The 18783-nt window shown below is 37.4% G+C and carries 17 protein-coding genes and 1 riboswitch; of the genes, 5 read left to right on the top strand and 12 right to left on the bottom strand.

All coding sequences use genetic code 11. The features are described from left to right. Positions 1-36: 36 nt before the first annotated feature. Both MKY76_RS06460 and MKY76_RS06455 read right to left on the bottom strand, forming a co-directional pair. Entirely contained in the window at positions 37-540 is a 504-nt protein-coding gene (locus MKY76_RS06460) for a pyridoxamine 5'-phosphate oxidase family protein (protein ID WP_342557537.1), read from the bottom strand. A gap of 168 nt (positions 541-708) precedes the next feature. Continuing rightward, positions 709-1572: an AraC family transcriptional regulator gene (locus MKY76_RS06455; protein ID WP_066036610.1), complete on the bottom strand. Its 864-nt coding sequence runs from the start codon at positions 1570-1572 to the stop codon at positions 709-711. Positions 1573-1827: 255 nt separating this feature from the next. Here MKY76_RS06455 and MKY76_RS06450 point away from each other — a divergent pair, with 255 nt between their 5' ends. Next, entirely contained in the window at positions 1828-2211 is a 384-nt protein-coding gene (locus tag MKY76_RS06450) for an NUDIX hydrolase (protein WP_112117576.1), read from the top strand. A gap of 35 nt (positions 2212-2246) precedes the next feature. On the opposite strand, the gene MKY76_RS06445 is transcribed toward MKY76_RS06450, so the two are convergent. Both MKY76_RS06445 and glnA read right to left on the bottom strand, forming a co-directional pair. Next, entirely contained in the window at positions 2247-2441 is a 195-nt protein-coding gene (locus tag MKY76_RS06445; RefSeq protein ID WP_048391275.1) for a hypothetical protein, read from the bottom strand. 85 nt (positions 2442-2526) lie between these two features. After that, the gene (glnA, locus tag MKY76_RS06440) at positions 2527-3861 is read right to left on the bottom strand and encodes a type I glutamate--ammonia ligase (protein ID WP_048391277.1); all 1335 of its coding nucleotides are present in this window, start codon (positions 3859-3861) and stop codon (positions 2527-2529) included. A gap of 585 nt (positions 3862-4446) precedes the next feature. Between glnA and MKY76_RS06435 the strand changes: the two genes are divergently transcribed. From MKY76_RS06435 to MKY76_RS06420, 4 genes are read left to right on the top strand one after another with little or no spacing between them, the layout of a single operon-like run. Beyond that, positions 4447-5580 (top strand): response regulator, encoded by a 1134-nt coding sequence (locus tag MKY76_RS06435; protein WP_305193171.1) that lies wholly within the window; start codon positions 4447-4449, stop codon positions 5578-5580. A gap of 6 nt (positions 5581-5586) precedes the next feature. After that, positions 5587-6006: an ATP-binding protein gene (locus tag MKY76_RS06430; protein ID WP_342557536.1), complete on the top strand. Its 420-nt coding sequence runs from the start codon at positions 5587-5589 to the stop codon at positions 6004-6006. A 27-nt stretch (positions 6007-6033) separates the two neighbouring features. Then, on the top strand, positions 6034-7731 hold the full coding sequence (locus tag MKY76_RS06425; RefSeq protein ID WP_048391281.1) for a methyl-accepting chemotaxis protein: 1698 nt from the start codon (positions 6034-6036) through the stop codon (positions 7729-7731). A gap of 38 nt (positions 7732-7769) precedes the next feature. Continuing rightward, positions 7770-8156 carry an STAS domain-containing protein gene (locus tag MKY76_RS06420; RefSeq protein ID WP_009370722.1) on the top strand — a complete coding sequence of 129 codons (387 nt, stop codon included), beginning with the start codon at positions 7770-7772 and terminating at the stop codon, positions 8154-8156. 571 nt (positions 8157-8727) lie between these two features. Here MKY76_RS06420 and MKY76_RS06415 read toward each other — a convergent pair. The 8 genes from MKY76_RS06415 to MKY76_RS06380 form a co-directional block, all read right to left on the bottom strand. After that, positions 8728-10074 (bottom strand): sodium-dependent transporter, encoded by a 1347-nt coding sequence (locus MKY76_RS06415; protein WP_233436312.1) that lies wholly within the window; start codon positions 10072-10074, stop codon positions 8728-8730. Positions 10075-10293: 219 nt separating this feature from the next. Next, positions 10294-10881 carry an ECF transporter S component gene (locus MKY76_RS06410; protein ID WP_036080135.1) on the bottom strand — a complete coding sequence of 196 codons (588 nt, stop codon included), beginning with the start codon at positions 10879-10881 and terminating at the stop codon, positions 10294-10296. Between the two features lie 217 nt (positions 10882-11098). Next, positions 11099-11284: riboswitch (FMN riboswitch) on the bottom strand. Positions 11285-11428: 144 nt separating this feature from the next. Further along, entirely contained in the window at positions 11429-12715 is a 1287-nt protein-coding gene (locus tag MKY76_RS06405; protein ID WP_048391284.1) for a hypothetical protein, read from the bottom strand. Beyond that, the gene (gene sigX / locus MKY76_RS06400) at positions 12712-13266 is read right to left on the bottom strand and encodes an RNA polymerase sigma factor SigX (RefSeq protein ID WP_081011069.1); all 555 of its coding nucleotides are present in this window, start codon (positions 13264-13266) and stop codon (positions 12712-12714) included. The genes MKY76_RS06405 and sigX overlap by 4 nt, the downstream gene beginning before the upstream one ends. Before the next feature lie 57 nt (positions 13267-13323). Further along, a complete protein-coding gene (locus MKY76_RS06395; protein ID WP_048391287.1) occupies positions 13324-15099 on the bottom strand; it encodes an ATP-binding protein in 1776 nt (591 codons plus the stop codon). Next, the gene (locus MKY76_RS06390) at positions 15092-15808 is read right to left on the bottom strand and encodes a response regulator transcription factor (protein ID WP_004232215.1); all 717 of its coding nucleotides are present in this window, start codon (positions 15806-15808) and stop codon (positions 15092-15094) included. The genes MKY76_RS06395 and MKY76_RS06390 overlap by 8 nt, the downstream gene beginning before the upstream one ends. 114 nt (positions 15809-15922) lie before the next feature. Continuing rightward, positions 15923-17104, bottom strand: coding sequence for a c-type cytochrome biogenesis protein CcsB (ccsB, locus tag MKY76_RS06385; RefSeq protein ID WP_048391290.1), 1182 nt, complete (start codon positions 17102-17104; stop codon positions 15923-15925). Next, a complete protein-coding gene (locus MKY76_RS06380) occupies positions 17101-18777 on the bottom strand; it encodes a cytochrome c biogenesis protein ResB (protein ID WP_066036606.1) in 1677 nt (558 codons plus the stop codon). The genes ccsB and MKY76_RS06380 overlap by 4 nt, the downstream gene beginning before the upstream one ends. Between the last annotated feature and the right edge of the window lie 6 nt (positions 18778-18783).

The following is an 18783-nucleotide window of genomic DNA, read 5'->3' as shown; positions in this document are numbered from 1 at the left end:
GCATGGTAGAATTCAACCAATACTTAGCCTTTTTGATTAATGATACATGCCGTTATTAATTTTCCCTGTCAGCTTTTCTATTTTTACTTCAAATAGTTCAATTTTCGGCATAATCGGATAGCCTTCTCTTTCAAATGTCCATTCAGGCTTGCCATACTTCTCCAGTAACGCATCAAAGAACCATTCTTTTTTCGTTTCCTCTTCAATTCTTTCGATATGTCCAAACAAAACAACACTTTGATAAACTAGTGCGGATTGACAGGCATATTTTTTGCCTGGATGTAAATCACCCATATCGCAAACTTCTATACAAATTTTAGGATTTTGTTTGATATTTGACCAAAAGTGACTTTCTCGAAGATTACCAATATGCAAGTATAGTTTGTCCTCCCCTTCATATACATAGACAAACGGAATAACATAAGGAAAACCTTCCTCATCAACTGTTGCAACATGCGCAACTTTTCCCAACTTTAAATATTGCTGTGCATCCTCTTGTGAAATTTCAACACATTTGTTTTGAATCGTACCTCTCATCATTTCTTAACCCCCTCATGAAATTATGTAACGATTAATAAACATCGCTAAACCGTTCACTTTAAACATATATATATTTTACATCTTTAACAAAACTAAAAAAAGGGTAAATTTTTTTAATAGAATAATAAAAGCCAAGGATGCACTAGTATAGCATCCTTGGCTTTCTTGTTATTTAATTGGAATCCAAATTTCTGAATACGAATCAGGGCTATAAGCATCCTCTTCAGGATAAACCTCCAACTCTGCTGTTCCTGCTGGTTCATATGGGTTGGATGGGAACCACTCTGAATAAATTTGTTTCCACGTATTTTGCATTGCATCAGGCATAGGTCCATGTACTTCAAAGATAACCCATTTGGATGCAGGTACTTCCATTGTTAAGAGATCTTCCCCTACTTCTCCTACATGATCAGTAGCAATCCAATAATCAATGAAGCCCTTTTGTCCCTGTTCAGTATTTGGTACACAAACACCTAATACGCCATTGACCGTGCCATTATTTAATTGGTATAGCTGGTGATCAAAGCCACTTTGGTTTACCTCTTGCCAAAATAGAGGTATTTCCGTTGTATTCTCCCCATTTTGACAGTTGTATGTTCTTTTTACACCCACAATTTGAAACTTGTCTTTTTCAATAATTTTATATTTCATTGGTTCTGCTCCCTTCAAGCTTACCTGTATGACCAGGCGATTATATGATTGTAATGGTCCTTGCTTCTTTCTTGCTTCACTAGGCGTAACATGGTGCTGTTTTCGAAACGCTTTAGTAAAGGCTTCAGGAGTTTCATAGCCGTATTTGTAGGCGAGATCGATTATTTTTTGTTCAGTACCCAGCAATTCTTGTGCAGCTAATGTTAATCTTCTTCGTCGCAGATAATCTGCAATAGACATATCTGTCAATATGGCAAATGTTCGCTGAAAGTGAAAGACAGAAGAATTAACCTCCTGCGCAATCTGTTCAATCGTAATATCCTCTAATAAATGCTCCTCCATATAATTAATGGCCTTTTGTATCGACTCAATCCAACTCATTGCTTTCACTCCTTGATTCCATCTTAAAATAGATACTGCTATATAACCTGTCTTTTTATGCTAACTTTGGACAGGTTAAATGGAAAGCATTTTTTGACTAGCTCCCCACTTTTAATTTCTTATCTCACTCACTATTTTTCCCTAAAATTCCATTGTAGTAAAAATCAAAACATCCAAAATATTTCTAAAATATATTTACAATAGTTTCTATTAAATGGTAAAACGGTATAAGAGAAGATATAGGGGGACTTTGCGATGAAATGGTTAGGTGCTGCTGCTATTTGTTTGAATGAAAGTAATCAGTTATTAATGGTTTTACAAGGAACTGTTGATGAAGAGAAAACTTGGACTGTGCCATCAGGTGGAAAAGAGGCCACGGAAGATTTTAAGACTTGCTGTGTACGAGAAGTTTATGAAGAAACAGGCTATACAGTAGATATTATTAAGGAAATTTATTATAAGTACAATGAAGTAGTGGAAGTTCGCTATTTTCAAACCATCTTAACAGGTGGACAAATGATGATACATGATCCCGATGAATTAATATATGACATAGCATGGAAATCTAAAGAGGAAGTAGCACTTTTACCCCTAACATTTCCAGAAGATCGGGTATTTCTCTTATCGTTATTTAAATAAAAAAAAGTCACGTCTTATCGACATGACCCCTCTTGTTAAATAGTGTAATTGTTTTGCTGATAAATAATTAAAGCAGAATGGATGACTGTCTGCTCTCCAATAAAGAGCGTATTGTATTTGATATCAAGTATGAAAAAGCCTTTTAAATCTACTAAAGCACGGTTAATATCAAGTTCAAATTGAACAATATCATTGTTTTGAATTGTCACAACTTGAGTTATCTGTGTCATCGTTCACACTCCTTTAATCTTATGATAGAGCAAAAAGAAGTACATGTCACATAAAAAAGTTGGAGCTAAAAAAGCCCCAACACCTTTAGTACATCGTTAAATATTCCTCACGCTCCCAGTTATGGACACGTGTGCGATATTTATTCCATTCAATTTCTTTGGCAGCTGTAAATTTATCATAAATATGGTCCCCCAATGCATCACGAACAATGGTATCCATCTCTAATTCAATTAGCGCAAATTCTAATGAGGATGGTAAACTATCAATCCCGTTCAACTCCCGATCTGCTGCTGTCATTTTATAAATATTACGGTCTACCGCAGCTGGTGGTGTTAAATCTTTTCGTATACCATCCAGCCCAGATGCTAGAATTACAGCCATTGCTAAATAAGGGTTTGCTGCTGGATCAACAGAACGCAATTCAATTCGTGTAGATAATCCACGTGCTGCTGGAATGCGAATTAATGGTGAACGGTTTTGAGCAGACCATGCTACATAGCAAGGGGCTTCATAGCCAGGTACTAATCGTTTATAGGAATTGACAAGTGGATTCGTGATAGCCGTAAAGCCATGCACATGCTTCATAATTCCTGCCATAAAGCTACGTGCGGTTGCGCTTAATTGCAAGTCTGCATGTTCATCATAGAAGGCATTTTTATCACCTTCAAATAAGGAGAGATTAAAATGCATTCCTGAGCCATTGACCCCAAATAGTGGCTTTGGCATAAATGTTGCGTGGAGACCATGCTGTGCAGCAATGGTTTTTACCACCAGTTTAAATGTTTGGATATTGTCACATGCCTCAATAGCACTCGCATACTTAAAGTCGATTTCATGCTGGCCTGGTGCTACTTCATGATGAGACGCTTCAATTTCAAAGCCCATCCCCTCTAGCTCTAAAACAATATCACGACGACAGTTCTCTCCCAAATCAGTTGGCGCTAAATCAAAATAGCCTCCACTATCATTTAATTCCAGTGTCGGATGCCCTTTTTCATCCAACTTGAATAGGAAAAATTCAGGCTCTGGCCCTAAATTAAACGACGTAAAGCCCAGCTCCTCCATTTCCTTCAATACTCGTTTTAAATTGGAGCGTGGATCTCCTTCAAACGGTGTACCATCTGGTCTTGCAATATCACATATAAAGCGAGCTACTTTCCCTTTTTCAGCAGTCCAAGGAAAAATCACAAAGGTATTGATATCTGGCTTTAAATACATATCTGATTCTTCAATACGTACAAAACCTTCGATTGAAGAGCCGTCAAACATGACTTTATTATCTAGCGCTTTTTCTAATTGACTGACAGGAACTTCCACATTTTTGATTGTCCCTAAGATATCTGTAAATTGTAGGCGAATAAATTTCACATTTTCTTCCTTCACTCGGCGTATAATATCTTCTTTGGTATAATGTTTCATTCTTCACCACTCCAATGTAATTTTAATTAACATGTTTTTTATAACTGCTCTAAAAATACATTAAATTTGAAGAATAAGCAATATGTATGTGAGGTTTTATGACATGCTTTTTATCGAATATATTAATCCTTATTTTAGATTAATTTTTCTTACCACATTTCCATCTCAAATAGCGATCTTTCATCTTTAAAAAAGGGCAAAATTACTACTTTCTACAAAAGGCCTTTAGTCTTACAAAAATTCTTCGTCACTCTAAAAATGAACAGTCTAGTATCATGACTAGAGACGAAGTATTCACTACTTCCCCATGCATTAATTGTAGATATATCAAGAACATCGTTAAAAAGATAACCCGTGAACCCTATCCAAGAACCAAGATGTCAAAAATCCTATTGATTAAGTTTTACTTTATATCACAAAAGCCTTGTATAATGCGATATTTATTGGTAAATTTATAGCAAATTAGAATTTTAATTTATTCATATTATCAGTAAATACGGAGTATATAATTATGGTTAGAAATCATTATGTTGGCTTCCAGGAAATATTTAGTTATAGATACATAAGGCGGTGAATTAAGTAGGCATGTCAGTATTAATTATTGGCAGCGTAAGTAATGATGTGCTACGTCTGCAAAAGTATTTTCATCGTATCAGCATCCCCAATATTTATTGCTTTTCAACAACGGAAGCAGCAATGAACTATTTAGTAGATTCAGCTTTGAAAGATGAGCTGGAATTAATCGTACTTGACACGAAAATGACACTCAGCAATTGCGAGGAAATTTGTCAGCACATTCATGTACTTAAAAATTGGATAGATGTCCCTATCCTACTATCAACTACCTACGAAAAAAACATAACAATTGATAGGGTTTTTGAAGCAGGCATTTTCGACTTTATTTTAAAGCCGTTTGATTTTACTCACTTTAAGACTCGAATTCAAGTAGCCTTAAAATATCAGAGGGAAGCCAAACTTCGAAAGCAGCAAGAAAGTATGATTCAAAAAGATTTATTTATTGCAAAAAAATTCCAAAAGAATGCACTATCTCCTCCATTAAATCTTGAGCAAATACAGGTTGATGGTCTTTATGTAACATCCAATACACTAGGAGGTGACATGTACTGCTGGTTTAAGATTAATGACCATTTAACCGCCATTCTTCTGTATGATGCAATGGGGCATGGCATAGCTGCATCACTCGTTACTATGTCCATCAGATCATTATTAAAAGGAATGATTACTAAATTAATTGATCCTGTAGCCGTAATCCAAGAACTTAACCGCCAAATTTACGAGCTATTTTCTGATGAGGATATGGACCGTTTTTTAATGACAGCAATCTACATACTTCTAGATACAAAAAACGGCACTTTGCACTATGTGAATGCGGCTCACCCTTCTGGTTTTTTATTTGGAAAATTTGGAGAAACAGTCTTCCTCCCAGCGAATACGCCTATCCTCGGACTATTCCCTACTATTCAAATAAATAAAAAAACAATACCTTTATCAGGCTGGCATCGTATTATTCTTTATACGGATGGATTATTAACATTGAACGAGCAAAACTCAATTGATATGGACTTTTTCTACGCCTATGCTTCACAGGATAACAGCTATGCACTACAAAAGTTTTCTCAAAAGTACAATTTATTTGATAATGATTACAGCGATGACATCACAGTCGTTTCAATAACAATTACATTAAAGGGTAGGTGATTGAAGATGGAATTCACACTCAATGTAAATCCTGATACACAAGCTATAGCCTTTATTGATCAAGTAATGGAGAATTATACAGAGTTATATAATCTACCTTATAAACGAGAGTTAAGATTTGTTGTTCATGAACTAGTCATCAATGCTGTAGAGGCTATGGGAAAAATTAATACACCCGCTCAAAAGGAGATTCAAATACAAGTAACTCAATCAAACGAAGAGATAAAAATAACAGTCACTGATGAAGCAAAAGGCATTGACGAAAAGGACTGGGACAAAGTTCTTCAATTCGATTTAGACAAATTTAATTATGCTGATCGTGGACGCGGTTTATTTTTTGTCAAAAATATGGTCGACCATATTTGGTTCGAAAATATTTCTGAAACAAAATTTTTAGTTGGTATTTCCAAAAAGATTCATCTATAAAGTAAACGTAAAATTGGGGGCATTTTAATGAAGTTATCTATACGAAAGAAAATGAATCTGCTTATATTTGGTTGTATTATTTTACTTACTTCCCTTTTAGCAGGAGTCAATTTTTTTGTTGCCAAGAACAATCTATTAGAAAGTGCTGATACAAAGCTTTTATCAGATATACAGTTGAGCTATGAATATTTAGACGCTAAATATCCTGGTGAATGGTCCATTAAAAACAACCAACTCTATAAGGGCGATATCAATATGGTAGAAAACTTTGAGGTAGCTGATAAAGTTGGAGAACTCACAAATGGGAATGCTGTATCCATCTTTCAAAACGATACGCGTATAAGTACCAATATAGTGGATAATGGTGAACGCGCTTTAAATACAAAGGTTTCTGACGAGGTTGCTACTGTTGTACTAGGAGAAAAAAAGCGCTTCATCGGTTCTGCCAATGTCTTAGGAAGTTTGCATCAAGCAGCCTATGATCCGATTGTAAATAGTCAAGGCGAGGTTATCGGTGTATGGGCAACCGCTGTCCCTACCGCTCCTTATATAAGCATTGCCACAAAATCAGCACTGGAGAATGTAGCGATTTCCTTAGTGATCGCCATTGTAATGATCGGAGGAATTAGTTGGTTCTTACAAAAGCAAATTGTTAATCCTATTAACATTCTAAGTACCAATGCCAAGGAACTAGCAGAACTAAATTTAAATGTTAAACTGTTAAACCCTAAAGGCAAAGATGAAATCGCTGAATTAGCACGCGCATTTAGTAGTATGAAAAATCATTTAACAGAGACGATAAAGATTGTGGCTGGTAGTGCACATCAAATTGCCAAGTCATCACACACTTTGGCAGAATCATCACATCAAACAAGTGAAGCATCTAATCAGATCGCACTAACAATGAATGAAATCGCCGTTGGTACTACCACTCAATCTGATCAGGCTGAACGAATAGTTTCAATGATGCAAAAAACGCTTGAGGAAGTATCAAAGAGCTTACAAAAGGCTGAAATCACTTTAAATAGCGCTATCGAATCCACTCATATCGCACGTAAAGGAGAAGAAGCCATCAATGAAGCGATTATGCATCTAAGTGATGTTACGAAAACAGTGTCTTATGCAACAGATTCTATCCAAAAATTAGGCAAGCGCTCTGAAGAAATTGGTGGTATTATTACCGTTATCACTGGCATCGCAGAACAAACGAATCTGTTAGCACTCAATGCGGCCATCGAGGCAGCACGAGCAGGTGATCAAGGGAAAGGTTTTGCTGTCGTTGCATCAGAGGTTCGTCAATTAGCTGAACAGTCAAGTTTAGCAGCTGGACAAATTACTAATCTTATTAATGATATCCAAGCGGAAACATCTGTGACAGTACGAACAATGGAAAGTAATTTACTAGCTGTCGAGGAGCAAGTAACGATCATCAATAAAGGCGGAAGTGCCTTAAAAGAAATCGTGGAGAAGGTTGTCGAAACTGAAGAAGGTGTCGAACAAATGAAAGTGGCATTTACACATGTTAACGACAACTCCCTAGATGTGCAACAAGCCATTCAAGATATTTCTCGCATCATCGAGGACGCTGCAGCAGCTACAGAAGAGATTGCGGCAACCTCAGAGGAGCAATATGCGACTGTTGCCGAAATTACACAAAGCTCAGATGAGTTATCATCAATTGCTGATAAATTACAAAATGAAGTGAATAAATTTAAGTTTGAATAAATCCCCAAACAAGAAAAGAAAAATGGAGGCGCTATAGGATGAATCAGAAGAAAATTGCAATGAATATTGACACAAAGGCTGATTATATTGTGATTGCGTTTACAGGCGATTTAGAATACGGGATGATTGAAGAAATAAAGTCAGAGCTGCAAACACTTAGCTTAGACACAAAACACGGATACATTATCGATATGCAAAGAGTAACAAATATTGATAGTACTGGATTCGGGATGATCGTTAATTTTGCTAAGAAGGTGTCTGTAAAAGATAAGAAAATCGCCATTATTGTCGTCGATGATTTCATTCGCAACTTATTCGCTATTTCACAGGTTGATAAAGTATTCCCTATTGCCGAAAGTGAAGAACAAGCAAGGAAGATTATTAAAGAAGATTGGCTAGGTGAGCTATCACTTAACGATTATTAATCTCTATAATCATAATAAAAGGTGTATTCCTATTAGACGGAATACACCTTTTTATGTTGTTAAAAAAGAAGATGTCAACGGTAGAAATAGTAACTTTGCAAGGCGAGAGGTTGATTTCCGTTCCGCCAGCGTCCTTTCCAGGGGGGCGTCCGATGAGCCGCTAAATCCCATAGGAGTGACGCTATCAACCATTCTACAAAGTGTCTTTACCTCATAGTAGCATAGTGATCAAATCACCCATTATCTGGATTCTTAGAGGGGATAGGCTCTTATTTTCAATGCGGTGAAGTGCTGAGTGACAACACCTCTTCATAAAGAGTAATGAACTCCTTTACTTTATTTGAAAACCTTTGCTAAAAAGATTGAGATTTTTTGGGTTGGTGTGGAAGGCTTCTTGACTCCCGTGGGATAGCGAGACAGGTGAGCCCCTACACGTAGGAAGCTGCTGGCACTCGCCTAAAGGAAAGCAAGTAGCCTTGCAACAGAAATCCATTTCTACACCTTTCTATTGGCTGTTTTGTTTTTAACACTAAGAGAAGGTATTTTTCCTATGGCGGAATATACCTTTTCTTTAATATTGCAGTAGCATATTAACAAACACAACTAGAATGATAATCGGTACAACAACTAGCATTAACATACGATATGTCGAATAATAGCCTTGTCCCATTTGACTACCCGTTAGCAATTCTCTCTTCACAAATTCTTTATCCACTACATAGGCAATAAAAATAGCAATGAATAAATTCCCTAGCGGAAGCATGATATTCGACACTAAAAAATCGGTTGCATCAAAGATACTTTTCTCAAAAATCATTATATCCGATAAAACACTCGAAGAAAGTGCTGCTGGAATAGCTGCAATAAATACGACTATACCAAGTAAAAGCGTCCACATCGGACGGGATTTCTGACTATGCTCCATAAATGCCGCTACGATAATCTCATATAAACTAAATGATGACGTTAATGTAGCAAATAAAAATAGCAATAAAAACATGGCTAAAAACACTTCACCAAATGGCATTTGACTAAATGCTGTTGGTAGCACCATAAATAGCAAGCCTGGACCCGCTGCTGGCTCTAAATCAAAGGCGAACACAACAGGGAAAATCGCTAAACCTGCTAAAAATGAAACAAGCACAGTTAACAGCACTACAGAACCCGCTGAATTCGGAAGACTGACATCTTTTTTTAGATAAGAGCTATATGTAACTAGACAAGAAAAGCCTACTGCTAACCCAAAGAACGATTGCCCTAGGGCTTCTAATAATGCCTTACCCGTAATATTCGAGAAATCAGGCCATAAGAAGAATTTTACCCCTTCCATTGCCCCATCTAATGTAACTGCACGCACAACAAGGACAATGAACATTATGAAAAGTAACGGCATCATCCATTTATTGGCCTTTTCAATCCCATTTTGTACACCTAATGAAATCACAAGTACGTTGGCTAATGTAAACAACACTAGACCAACTAGCGTAATCCAAGGCGTGCCTATAATTTTTCCAAATAATTCAGTTGGATCTACTGCTGGATCAATTACCGCGCCAGCTACACCTAGCCCGCTATAAATAAAGATCCAACCTCCAACTACGCTATAAAAAGTTAATAATAAAAAACAGCCTAGCACGCCCATTCGACCAATCCAAGCCCAGCCTGGCTTAGTTGGAGCAATTTTTTTATACGCTGTTACAGCCTCGGATTGTGTACCACGTCCTAAAACATACTCGGACAATAACATCGGTAGTCCTATTAACAAGGTAAATAATACAAAGATAAGGAAAAATGCTCCTCCACCACTTTGTCCTGTTACATAGGGAAGTTTCCAAATTGCCCCTAGTCCGATCGCCGCACCAGCTGATGCTAAAATAAAACCTAATTTACTAGACCATTGTCCTTTTTTTCCACTCATCTCTTCAAACTCCTCAAACATTCTAAACTCTTCTCTATTTTACATGAAAATATAGCTTTCGACTAGGTTATAATTATAAAGTACTAGTTAGCTTTTTTACCCCATTACTTTTTTCTATATTTATCCGTTAGTTTTGCCTTTCTATTCTTCACACTTTTCCCTATCCATCATTCCTTCCAACAAAAAACCTCAGGTATGTTCACCCGAGGTTAGTAAAAATTATTTTGTTATATAGATAGAACGCTGGCGGTCGATCCACTTGCGCATAGTTGTAAATAAAAACGCCATAATAGCCGTTAATAAAATACCTTTCACAATGTTAAATGGTAAAATCCCAGCGATAATCATTTTATAAAGTGAGTCACCTACAACAGGTTCCATTCCTAAGAAGTATGTGTACATCGGTAAAAATACTGCGTAGTTTAAAATACTCATCCCTACTGCCATTACGACTGTTCCTGTCGCTAAACCTCCAACAAGACCAGCAATTGTTTTAAAGCGATTAAAAATAAGGCTTACAGGCAAAATAAATAAAATACCTGTTGCAAAGTTGGCAATATGACCTACTGGTACACCTGTTGGCGTTCCAGAGAAAATCCAATCCAATACATTTTTAAATAATTCTACTAAAATACCAGCTACAGGCCCCATTGTGATGGCTGCTATTAATGCAGGCATATCACTAAAGTCGACTTCCAAGAATGCTGGGAATGGTGGAATTGGGAAATTAAAAAGCATTAATAAAAACGAAATACTGCTCAGCATGCCAATCGTAATAAACGATTGAAGTTTAACATTTTTCTTCATAGAAAACTCTCTCCTCTTTGCTGATTCAATCTCGCAAGAAGAAAGGTGACGATCTTTCAATTGTTAGCACGAAAAAACCCTTATGCATAAAGAGCACAAGGGAGAAAGGCATGACGAATAGGCGTCAATTTAAACTATTTTTGAGCACTGTTTAAAAAGCCATACAAAAAAAGCGCTCGGTCATAGTTTATTTCATAACAATGAATGACGATCGTACCTCCATCTTCTCCCATCCAGACTTTAACTGTCGGCCTCGGAATCACACCAAGTCAGCCATGCAAATAAATTTGCACAGGTCGCGGGCTGAAGAGCGAAGCATAAACCATTCGAGTTAATGGAAACATTAACGGTTCACCACTCTATTACCGCCGGTCGGGATTTTCACCCTGCCCCGAAGATGAATCATATTATTTTATACTACAACCTTACTATAATTAATTATTAAGAAAAAGTAAATAGTTCTGCTTAAAAAATTCCGATTAGATTTGTAAGTATTGTAAAAATGGAGCATTCCATGTTACAGGAATGCTCCATTTTTTGATTTTGACTAAGGCATATATTGTTTATTTGGCCCCACAGGCTTTGGCAAATACGTTTTTAAATCGAATCCTTCCCAGCTTTCTTGGACCACATTATCCAAGCGTAATTGTTGGTCAAAGCTAGCAGCAGTTAACATCATAGCTTCAATTAATTGGGTAGCGCGAATTGGCTCCATCGATGCTAAATCTAAGGGAATATCGAATGTTACGACTACACCTTCGGCTTCCTCTTTCACGGTATATGTTACGTTTTCAGGAACGACTGTTACATAAACATCATCATTTTTGTTTTTCATTAGTGTAAGCGCCTCTGTAACATTAGCAAATGTTTGACGGAAATCTGGTGACAGGTATTCTGCCCCACTACCATCTTGGTATAAATAATAATTAAAATGCTTGGCGTTTGTTAATGACATAGCTTGACTTGGCTCACCCTCCTGAGAAAACTCATAAGGTGTGCCATCTTCATTTTGAATCTCAACTTCCGTATATTCAGAATCCGAGAAGGTATCCTCTAAAGTCCCTTTGTACTCATTAACGGTAGCTGATGCAACATCATAGTCATTGTCCTTTGGTAATACGTGGACAAGCTTGTCTTCCTTCTCCTTCAGTTCACCTTTAAAAGGATGATAATCCGTAAACCCTTTGGCTTCTTCATCTATTTGAGGAGCATATTTTTCATACATCTGTAGGGTAGAAGGCTTTTCTGTTCCAAAATCAGTTGCTACACGCTCATTTGGTATCACATATGTCATTGGAACACTTTCTGCATCGCGTCCTGCCAAACCAATACGGAAAACGACAGCATCTTTCACATCTTCCTCATAGACAGACGACCGTAAAGATAACATACGCTCATGCTCCGATACAATACTGGATTGAAGTGCCTCATCCTGGGTAGCTGCCTCTTTAGCAGAACGATCTTCCTGTAACGTAGAGTAATTAGCCGTTTCTGGCGTACTAGCTAGATCTTTTTGGCTAGCGTCATTATTCATGAACATGAAGCCAACGAGTACCGTTATCGCGAAAACTGCTGCTACACTCGTAAAAATCGGCATTTTTCGGAACTTAAATCGTGATGGTCGTTCATCTTGAATCAAAGATTTACTTGCTTGTTGTGCTTCTTCATTCTCTATAGGTTGTTGTATCGCTTCTTGTAGGTGACTATTATCCTGCAAGCGAGCATCTGCCATTAACCGATTTAATATTTCTTCTTTTGAACGGCGGTCAGAAAGCTTAGGGGCATTGTTCAAGACATGTTCAAGCTGTTCATCATCAAATGGCTTATGTGTCATTGCCGTTTCGCCTCCTGTTCTCTAATCGGCTGTAGCTGTTGCCTTAAAAATTTAATGGCTCGATGCTGGGTCGTTTTTACCTTAGCTTCTGTCCAATCTAGTATTTGCGCTGTTTCTGCAATCGATAAATCTTGAAAATAGCGCATAATAATGACCATTTTTTGGTCGCCTGTACAGTTTTCAAGTGCTGATTCTACCTGCATAAATTCATCACTGGCCTGTAGCATATCTTCCGGTGATGGCGTGGTTGAATGGAGCTGTTCCGTTTCCCAGTCAAAGAAATCATGTGAATGCTTTTGACGTACAGCTTGCTTTCTAAAATGATCAATTGCTACATTTTTAGCAATAGCAAATAGCCAAGTTTTCTCACTACTATTGCCTGCAAATTGATCGTATGAGCGCAACACTCGTACATAAACTTCATGTGCTAAATCTTCGGCAAGTGTACGGTTTTTTACTAAATATATTAAAAACTGAAACACGTCTTGGTGATATGCATCGTATAGTCGATGGAACACGGAGTCATTCAAAGCACTCCACCCCCGTTCTATAATATTTGTCGTCTTACATTCATAGAAGTTACAGCCAATTAATAGCAATACTTGTTATTAATCGAACGGTAAATAAAACGTGAAGGTCGTACCCTCTTTCAACACACTGTCTACCATAATATTACCTGAGTGTGCCTTCACAATATTTCTAGCAATGGCTAAGCCGAGACCAGTTCCACCCTTGGAACGAGTACGTGCTTTATCTGCTTTATAAAAACGTTCAAAGACATAGGGTAAGTCCTCTTGAGGAATGCCATGTCCTGTATCTTGAACAGATATTTTAGCAAATGTCGGCTCCTGCTCTACTTTTACAGTCACAGACCCTTCATCTGTATGTCTCAGGGCATTGTCAACTAAATTTGTAAGCACTTGTTCAATGCGATCCTCATCTATATTAATCATGGCCTCGTCATTAAATTCACTCTCAAACAGCAGACGAACGTGCTTTTCTTTTGCTACCTGTGCAAATTTTTGTGTAATACGTTCGAAAGTAGAATTAATTGGTAATTCATCTTTATAAAGCGTCATATGCCCTGATTCCATACGTGCCAAATCTAATAAATCTGTCACAAGGCGACCCATTCGCTTCGATTCATCATAAATAATTTTGGTAATCTCATTTCGCTCTTCCTGATCCTGAATAAAATCGTCATCCATTAATGCTTCTGAGTAACCTTGAAGCATGGCAATCGGTGTCCGAAGCTCATGAGAGACATTCGCAATAAAATCCGATCTTAGTTTTTCTAAGCGATGCTGTTCAGTCATATCACGAATAACAGCGACAGCACCACGTATCATTTCCCCACTATAAAGAGGACTAATGGTAAATGTATAATAGCTGCCATCCATTTCAATTTCCTCTTCTAGTTTATCCTCAAACATCAGTACATGATCAAGCATATGATACAGCTCTGGCGGAATAGGTTTTGCACTTTGTGAGCCTTTGTTGACAAACCACTTTTGCATTAGACGTTCAGCTGGTGGATTACTTAATAATATTGTACGATCCCGATTAAACGTAATCACTGCATCTGTCATAGATGTCAAAATATTAGAAAGCTGTTCGTTTTCTTGGTTGATAACCTCTAAATTATGCTTTAATTGACGGCCCATTTGGTTGAAGGCAACGGCAAGCTGACCAATTTCGTCATTTTGGGTAGTAGGCATTTTCGCTTCAAAATTCCCTTTTGCAATTTCAAAAGCTAATTCACGCATTTTTCTTAATGGCGAAGTTATACGTGAAGAAAGGAAGAATGCGAAGAATGTCGTCAGCACAAATGCTATGAAGGCTGCTAAAAAGACAATTTTCGTAGTTTCCTTAGACGTTTTATGTAGCGCATCTGGGCTTTGGTAGATGAAGACAGCTCCATGTACTGCATTTTCAACATTTAGGGGAAAACCAAGTACGACATAAGATTCCATCTTTTCTTGATCAGTTGAAGAAGGCATCATCATTTCTTTAATAATCGGCTCATCTGATTGAAACACTTCATGAAAAGATTTATTGGCTAATATAGTATCTTGTATTTCTTTTTTGTTGACACCCTCTTGCATCGCAAAGGACACTTCAACATGACTGATAGCGATCAATGCATTGGTCCCTGTAGGTAAAATATCTTTTAATAATTCAGAGGTAGATTCGGCTGTTTCATTGTCATCTACTATACTAGCTACCGTTGCTGCTGTTTGTCGCAATGAAATTTCTGCTTGCTGCATATGGTAATTTTGAAGAAATTCAAGCATTAATACCGTGAAAACAAATAATACAAATGAAACGAGAAGCAATATGGTTACCCATAGCTTCCCGACAACACTATTCCATATTCTATTCATTGACAACCTCAAATTTGTATCCAACGCCCCAAACCGTCACAATCATTTTAGCAGCGTTTTCAGAAACTCGGTTGAGCTTTTCACGTAAACGTTTTACATGTGTGTCTACTGTGCGTAAATCACCAAAGAAGTCATAATGCCATACCTCTTTTAGTAGTTGTTCACGGTCAAATACTTTGTCTGGCGATTTCGCTAAAAAGTACAGCAATTCATACTCTTTCGGTGTTAAATTAACCTCAATGCCTTCTGCAGTCACACGATGTGCATCATGGTCAATCATTAAGTGTTGGAACACCACTAAATCTTTTGAAGAAGATGCATTAGTCGTTGGTGAGAAAGCCTGTGAACGACGTAAAATAGCCTTCACACGTAACACAACCTCACGAGGACTAAATGGTTTTACGATATAGTCATCTGCACCAAGCTCAAAGCCTTGTACACGGTTCGCTTCTTCGCCTTTGGCAGTTAATAAAATAATTGGTGTTGCTGCGCGCTCTCGAATTTCTGCACACACTTCTAGCCCATCTTTTTCAGGCATCATAATATCAAGTAAAATACAGTGATACTCTTTTTCTAAAGATTTCTCGATCGCTTGTTCTCCATTTTCGGCCTCGTCAACAAGGTATCCTTCTCGCTCAAGATACATTTTTAATAAGCGGCGAATACGATCCTCGTCATCTACTACTAATACTGAAATATTTTCTGACACTTTCACGATCCCTCTCTTCCATCTTTCTCTAACTTCTATTGTACATGGTGTGACACATATTGAAAAGAAAAGAAAGCCTCTTCGCTACAGCGAAAAGGCTTGTTGCTTCACAGGTTACGCGTAGGAGTGTAAACCTGCAAGAATTAAGTTAACAGCAATTAGGTTGAATAAAATAATCCCAAAACCAATTAGTGCTAACCAAGCAGATTTTCGACCTTCCCAGCCTTTTGATAGACGTAAATGCAGGAATGCTGCATAGAATAACCATGTAATAAGAGCCCATACTTCTTTTGGATCCCAACCCCAGAAACGACTCCAAGCAATTTGTGCCCAAATCATCGCAAAGATTAAAGCACCAAGGGAGAATACAGGGAAACCAATCAGCACTGAACGATAACCAATTTCATCAAGTAATTGTAAATTGACACGTTTAACAAGTGGTTGGAAAATGGCACTAATTCGACGACGAGCAATTAAACGAATTAATAAATACAACACAGATCCTACCAATAATGACCAAACAACGGTTGTTAATTTTTTAGCATTAATTAACGCTGGCATTTCTACTAATGGCGACATGCCATGTTCTTCTATCACTTCATATTCATTCATACCGAATACTGGAGGTAAATTGTAAATAATTTTACGAGTAGTTCCTTCTTTATCCACATAATTATAACTAGACTCATAATCCATAGCACTAAATGTAGATGTTACCGCGACAAATCCAACAACTACTACAAGACAGTACATGACAGCTTCTAACCAAAAACGTTGTTTAGAGGGCTTTGTTAAATCTACTACTTTTAATAAGTAAATAAGTCCTGCCACAGCACTAATGGCTAAAATAGATTGCCCTAATGCTGCTGTAATAACGTGAATTGTTAACCAATGACTTTGTAATGAAGGCACTAATGGACTTACTTCTTTCGGGAACATTGCTGCATAAGCAATAATCAAAAGCGCAACAGGCAGTGCCACTAATCCAAGTGCAGTCAAACGATAAATAAAATAAATTAGGATAAACGCGCCGACAATGAACATACCAAAGGCAGTTGTAAATTCGAACATATTACTTACTGGCGCATGTCCTGTATAAATCCAACGCGTAATAAAATAGCCAAGCTGTGATAGGAAACCAATAATAGTAACCACAATGGCAAGCTTGCCCCATTTGCCAGTATTTTTACCAGTAGCATTACCTTGCTTAATTGAACCACCAAATAATAATGTCGCAACTAGATAAGCAATAAACGCTACAAATAGTAAGTTTCCACTTAAGTCAATCAAACTCATAAGGTGTTGTCACCTTCCTTTTCTTTAATGCCACCATTAGTGGACTCTTCGCCAGCCTCATCTTTCTCTAACTGATCTTTATACGGAGGCAATGCAGCAAATGTTGTAACAGCATCTAAATCCTTTTTCATGCTGAACATATTTTTGTTGACATGGGCAGCCATTAACACACGGCCGTCTGGTTCCACTTGAAGCCATAAACGACGATGATTCCAGTAAGAGCCAATGGCAACACCGATCATAAAGATGACCCCACCAACAAACAGAATAGGGATGGTACTATCTTTTCGCACCGTAATACCTGACATATCACGCATCTCTGCACTAGCAAATTTCATTCTGTATTTATTTTCACCCAGTGGTTCTAAAGGAGGCTGCATAATTTCAACAAAGCTTACTTCTCCTTCAGGAGTTTCTGGTGTAGTCATTTTAAATAAAAATGCAGGATTATTTGGAATAGACGTTTTAGTCTGAGGTTCTCCATTTTCAAATCCATCAAAATCAGGTGTATAGACAAGAATTTGAACGGATGAACCATTCCCTAAATCATATTCTTTTTTAGGATTTGTTAAATCAATCTCTACCTTACCTAATGATTTCTCTGTCGTCTTATTAATTAATTCAAAATTCATCTGTTTTAATTCATTTAGACGATAATCCATCTGGTAAAGAGCAAAGCCATCTTCTTTCAAAGGATGGTTTACACGAATAGAATAGTCTTTTACTTTTTCTAGATTTTCCGTATCCCCAGGCAATGCGTCTTCAGGTTGCTTGTAAAGTGTAATATCGGTCTGGAAGTTTTTAGCCACTACATTCACACCCTGTTTAACTTGCTCACCTTGAGGTGTATTATCATGTGTTTCTAAAATAAAGTCACGGTTTTCAATGAAATAGCCTTCCATTCCAGTGATAGCTCGTGTTTCACCTTCACGCACCCATATCGATTCATCAACATAGAAGCCTGGAACTAGACGTAGCATGACCCCACCTAAAAAAATGATGAGACCTACATGGTTTATGTACGGACCGTAACGAGAAAAGCGTCCTTTTTCAGCTAAGAGAGCGCTACCATCTCGACGAACAGAATACTTCATCTCAGTCATTTTTTGAGCCACTTTATCAAGCGTTTCCTCCGCACTTGCTGACACTTGTCCTTCTGCAACAATGCGCTGACGCTTCATAAAGCTTTCATGTCTTTTAACACGTTGATTCTTTAATGATTTATAAAGTGGAATGCCTCGGTCAAGACTTGCCACTATAATTGAAACTGCTAGCATACCAACTAAAATCTGGAACCACCATGAGCTATATAAATCCGAAAGCCCCAACGTATAATAGATTTTACCGAATGTACCATATACGTCTGCGTAATAAGCCCCCTTCTCCATATCAGAAGCTTTTACGTAAAACTCTTGCGGTAATAATGTTCCGACTGAAGCAGCAATTAATGTGATAATAATTAAGGATATACCAACTTTAACACTTGAGAAGAAATTCCATATTTTATCAACAAATGATTTGTTATATGTTTTGGAGCGAATGGCCATACCATCATAGCGCATATCAACAACTTTATTTTGTTTTTCTTCTTCGGTTAAAGGACGACCACATTTTTCACAAAGCTTCGTGCCGTATGGATTACTATGACCACAAGCACAAATGATTTTTTCCATCGTCAT

The organism is Lysinibacillus sp. FSL P4-0201, assembly GCF_038593425.1.
In the GTDB taxonomy this organism is placed as follows: Bacteria; Bacillota; Bacilli; order Bacillales_A; family Planococcaceae; genus Lysinibacillus; species Lysinibacillus capsici.
This window is presented reverse-complemented; position numbering and strand designations above follow the sequence as displayed.

Bases quoted from the DNA above. Each gene is read 5' to 3' on its own strand.
- MKY76_RS06460 (WP_342557537.1), bottom strand. From the start codon at position 540: ATGATGAGAGGTACGATTCAAAACAAATGTGTTGAAATTTCACAAGAG.
- MKY76_RS06455 (WP_066036610.1), bottom strand. From the start codon at position 1,572: ATGAGTTGGATTGAGTCGATACAAAAGGCCATTAATTATATGGAGGAG.
- MKY76_RS06450 (WP_112117576.1), top strand. From the start codon at position 1,828: ATGAAATGGTTAGGTGCTGCTGCTATTTGTTTGAATGAAAGTAATCAG.
- MKY76_RS06445 (WP_048391275.1), bottom strand. From the start codon at position 2,441: ATGACACAGATAACTCAAGTTGTGACAATTCAAAACAATGATATTGTT.
- glnA (WP_048391277.1), bottom strand. From the start codon at position 3,861: ATGAAACATTATACCAAAGAAGATATTATACGCCGAGTGAAGGAAGAA.
- MKY76_RS06435 (WP_305193171.1), top strand. From the start codon at position 4,447: ATGTCAGTATTAATTATTGGCAGCGTAAGTAATGATGTGCTACGTCTG.
- MKY76_RS06430 (WP_342557536.1), top strand. From the start codon at position 5,587: ATGGAATTCACACTCAATGTAAATCCTGATACACAAGCTATAGCCTTT.
- MKY76_RS06425 (WP_048391281.1), top strand. From the start codon at position 6,034: ATGAAGTTATCTATACGAAAGAAAATGAATCTGCTTATATTTGGTTGT.
- MKY76_RS06420 (WP_009370722.1), top strand. From the start codon at position 7,770: ATGAATCAGAAGAAAATTGCAATGAATATTGACACAAAGGCTGATTAT.
- MKY76_RS06415 (WP_233436312.1), bottom strand. From the start codon at position 10,074: ATGAGTGGAAAAAAAGGACAATGGTCTAGTAAATTAGGTTTTATTTTA.
- MKY76_RS06410 (WP_036080135.1), bottom strand. From the start codon at position 10,881: ATGAAGAAAAATGTTAAACTTCAATCGTTTATTACGATTGGCATGCTG.
- MKY76_RS06405 (WP_048391284.1), bottom strand. From the start codon at position 12,715: ATGACACATAAGCCATTTGATGATGAACAGCTTGAACATGTCTTGAAC.
- MKY76_RS06395 (WP_048391287.1), bottom strand. From the start codon at position 15,099: ATGAATAGAATATGGAATAGTGTTGTCGGGAAGCTATGGGTAACCATA.
- ccsB (WP_048391290.1), bottom strand. From the start codon at position 17,104: ATGAGTTTGATTGACTTAAGTGGAAACTTACTATTTGTAGCGTTTATT.
- MKY76_RS06380 (WP_066036606.1), bottom strand. From the start codon at position 18,777: ATGGAAAAAATCATTTGTGCTTGTGGTCATAGTAATCCATACGGCACG.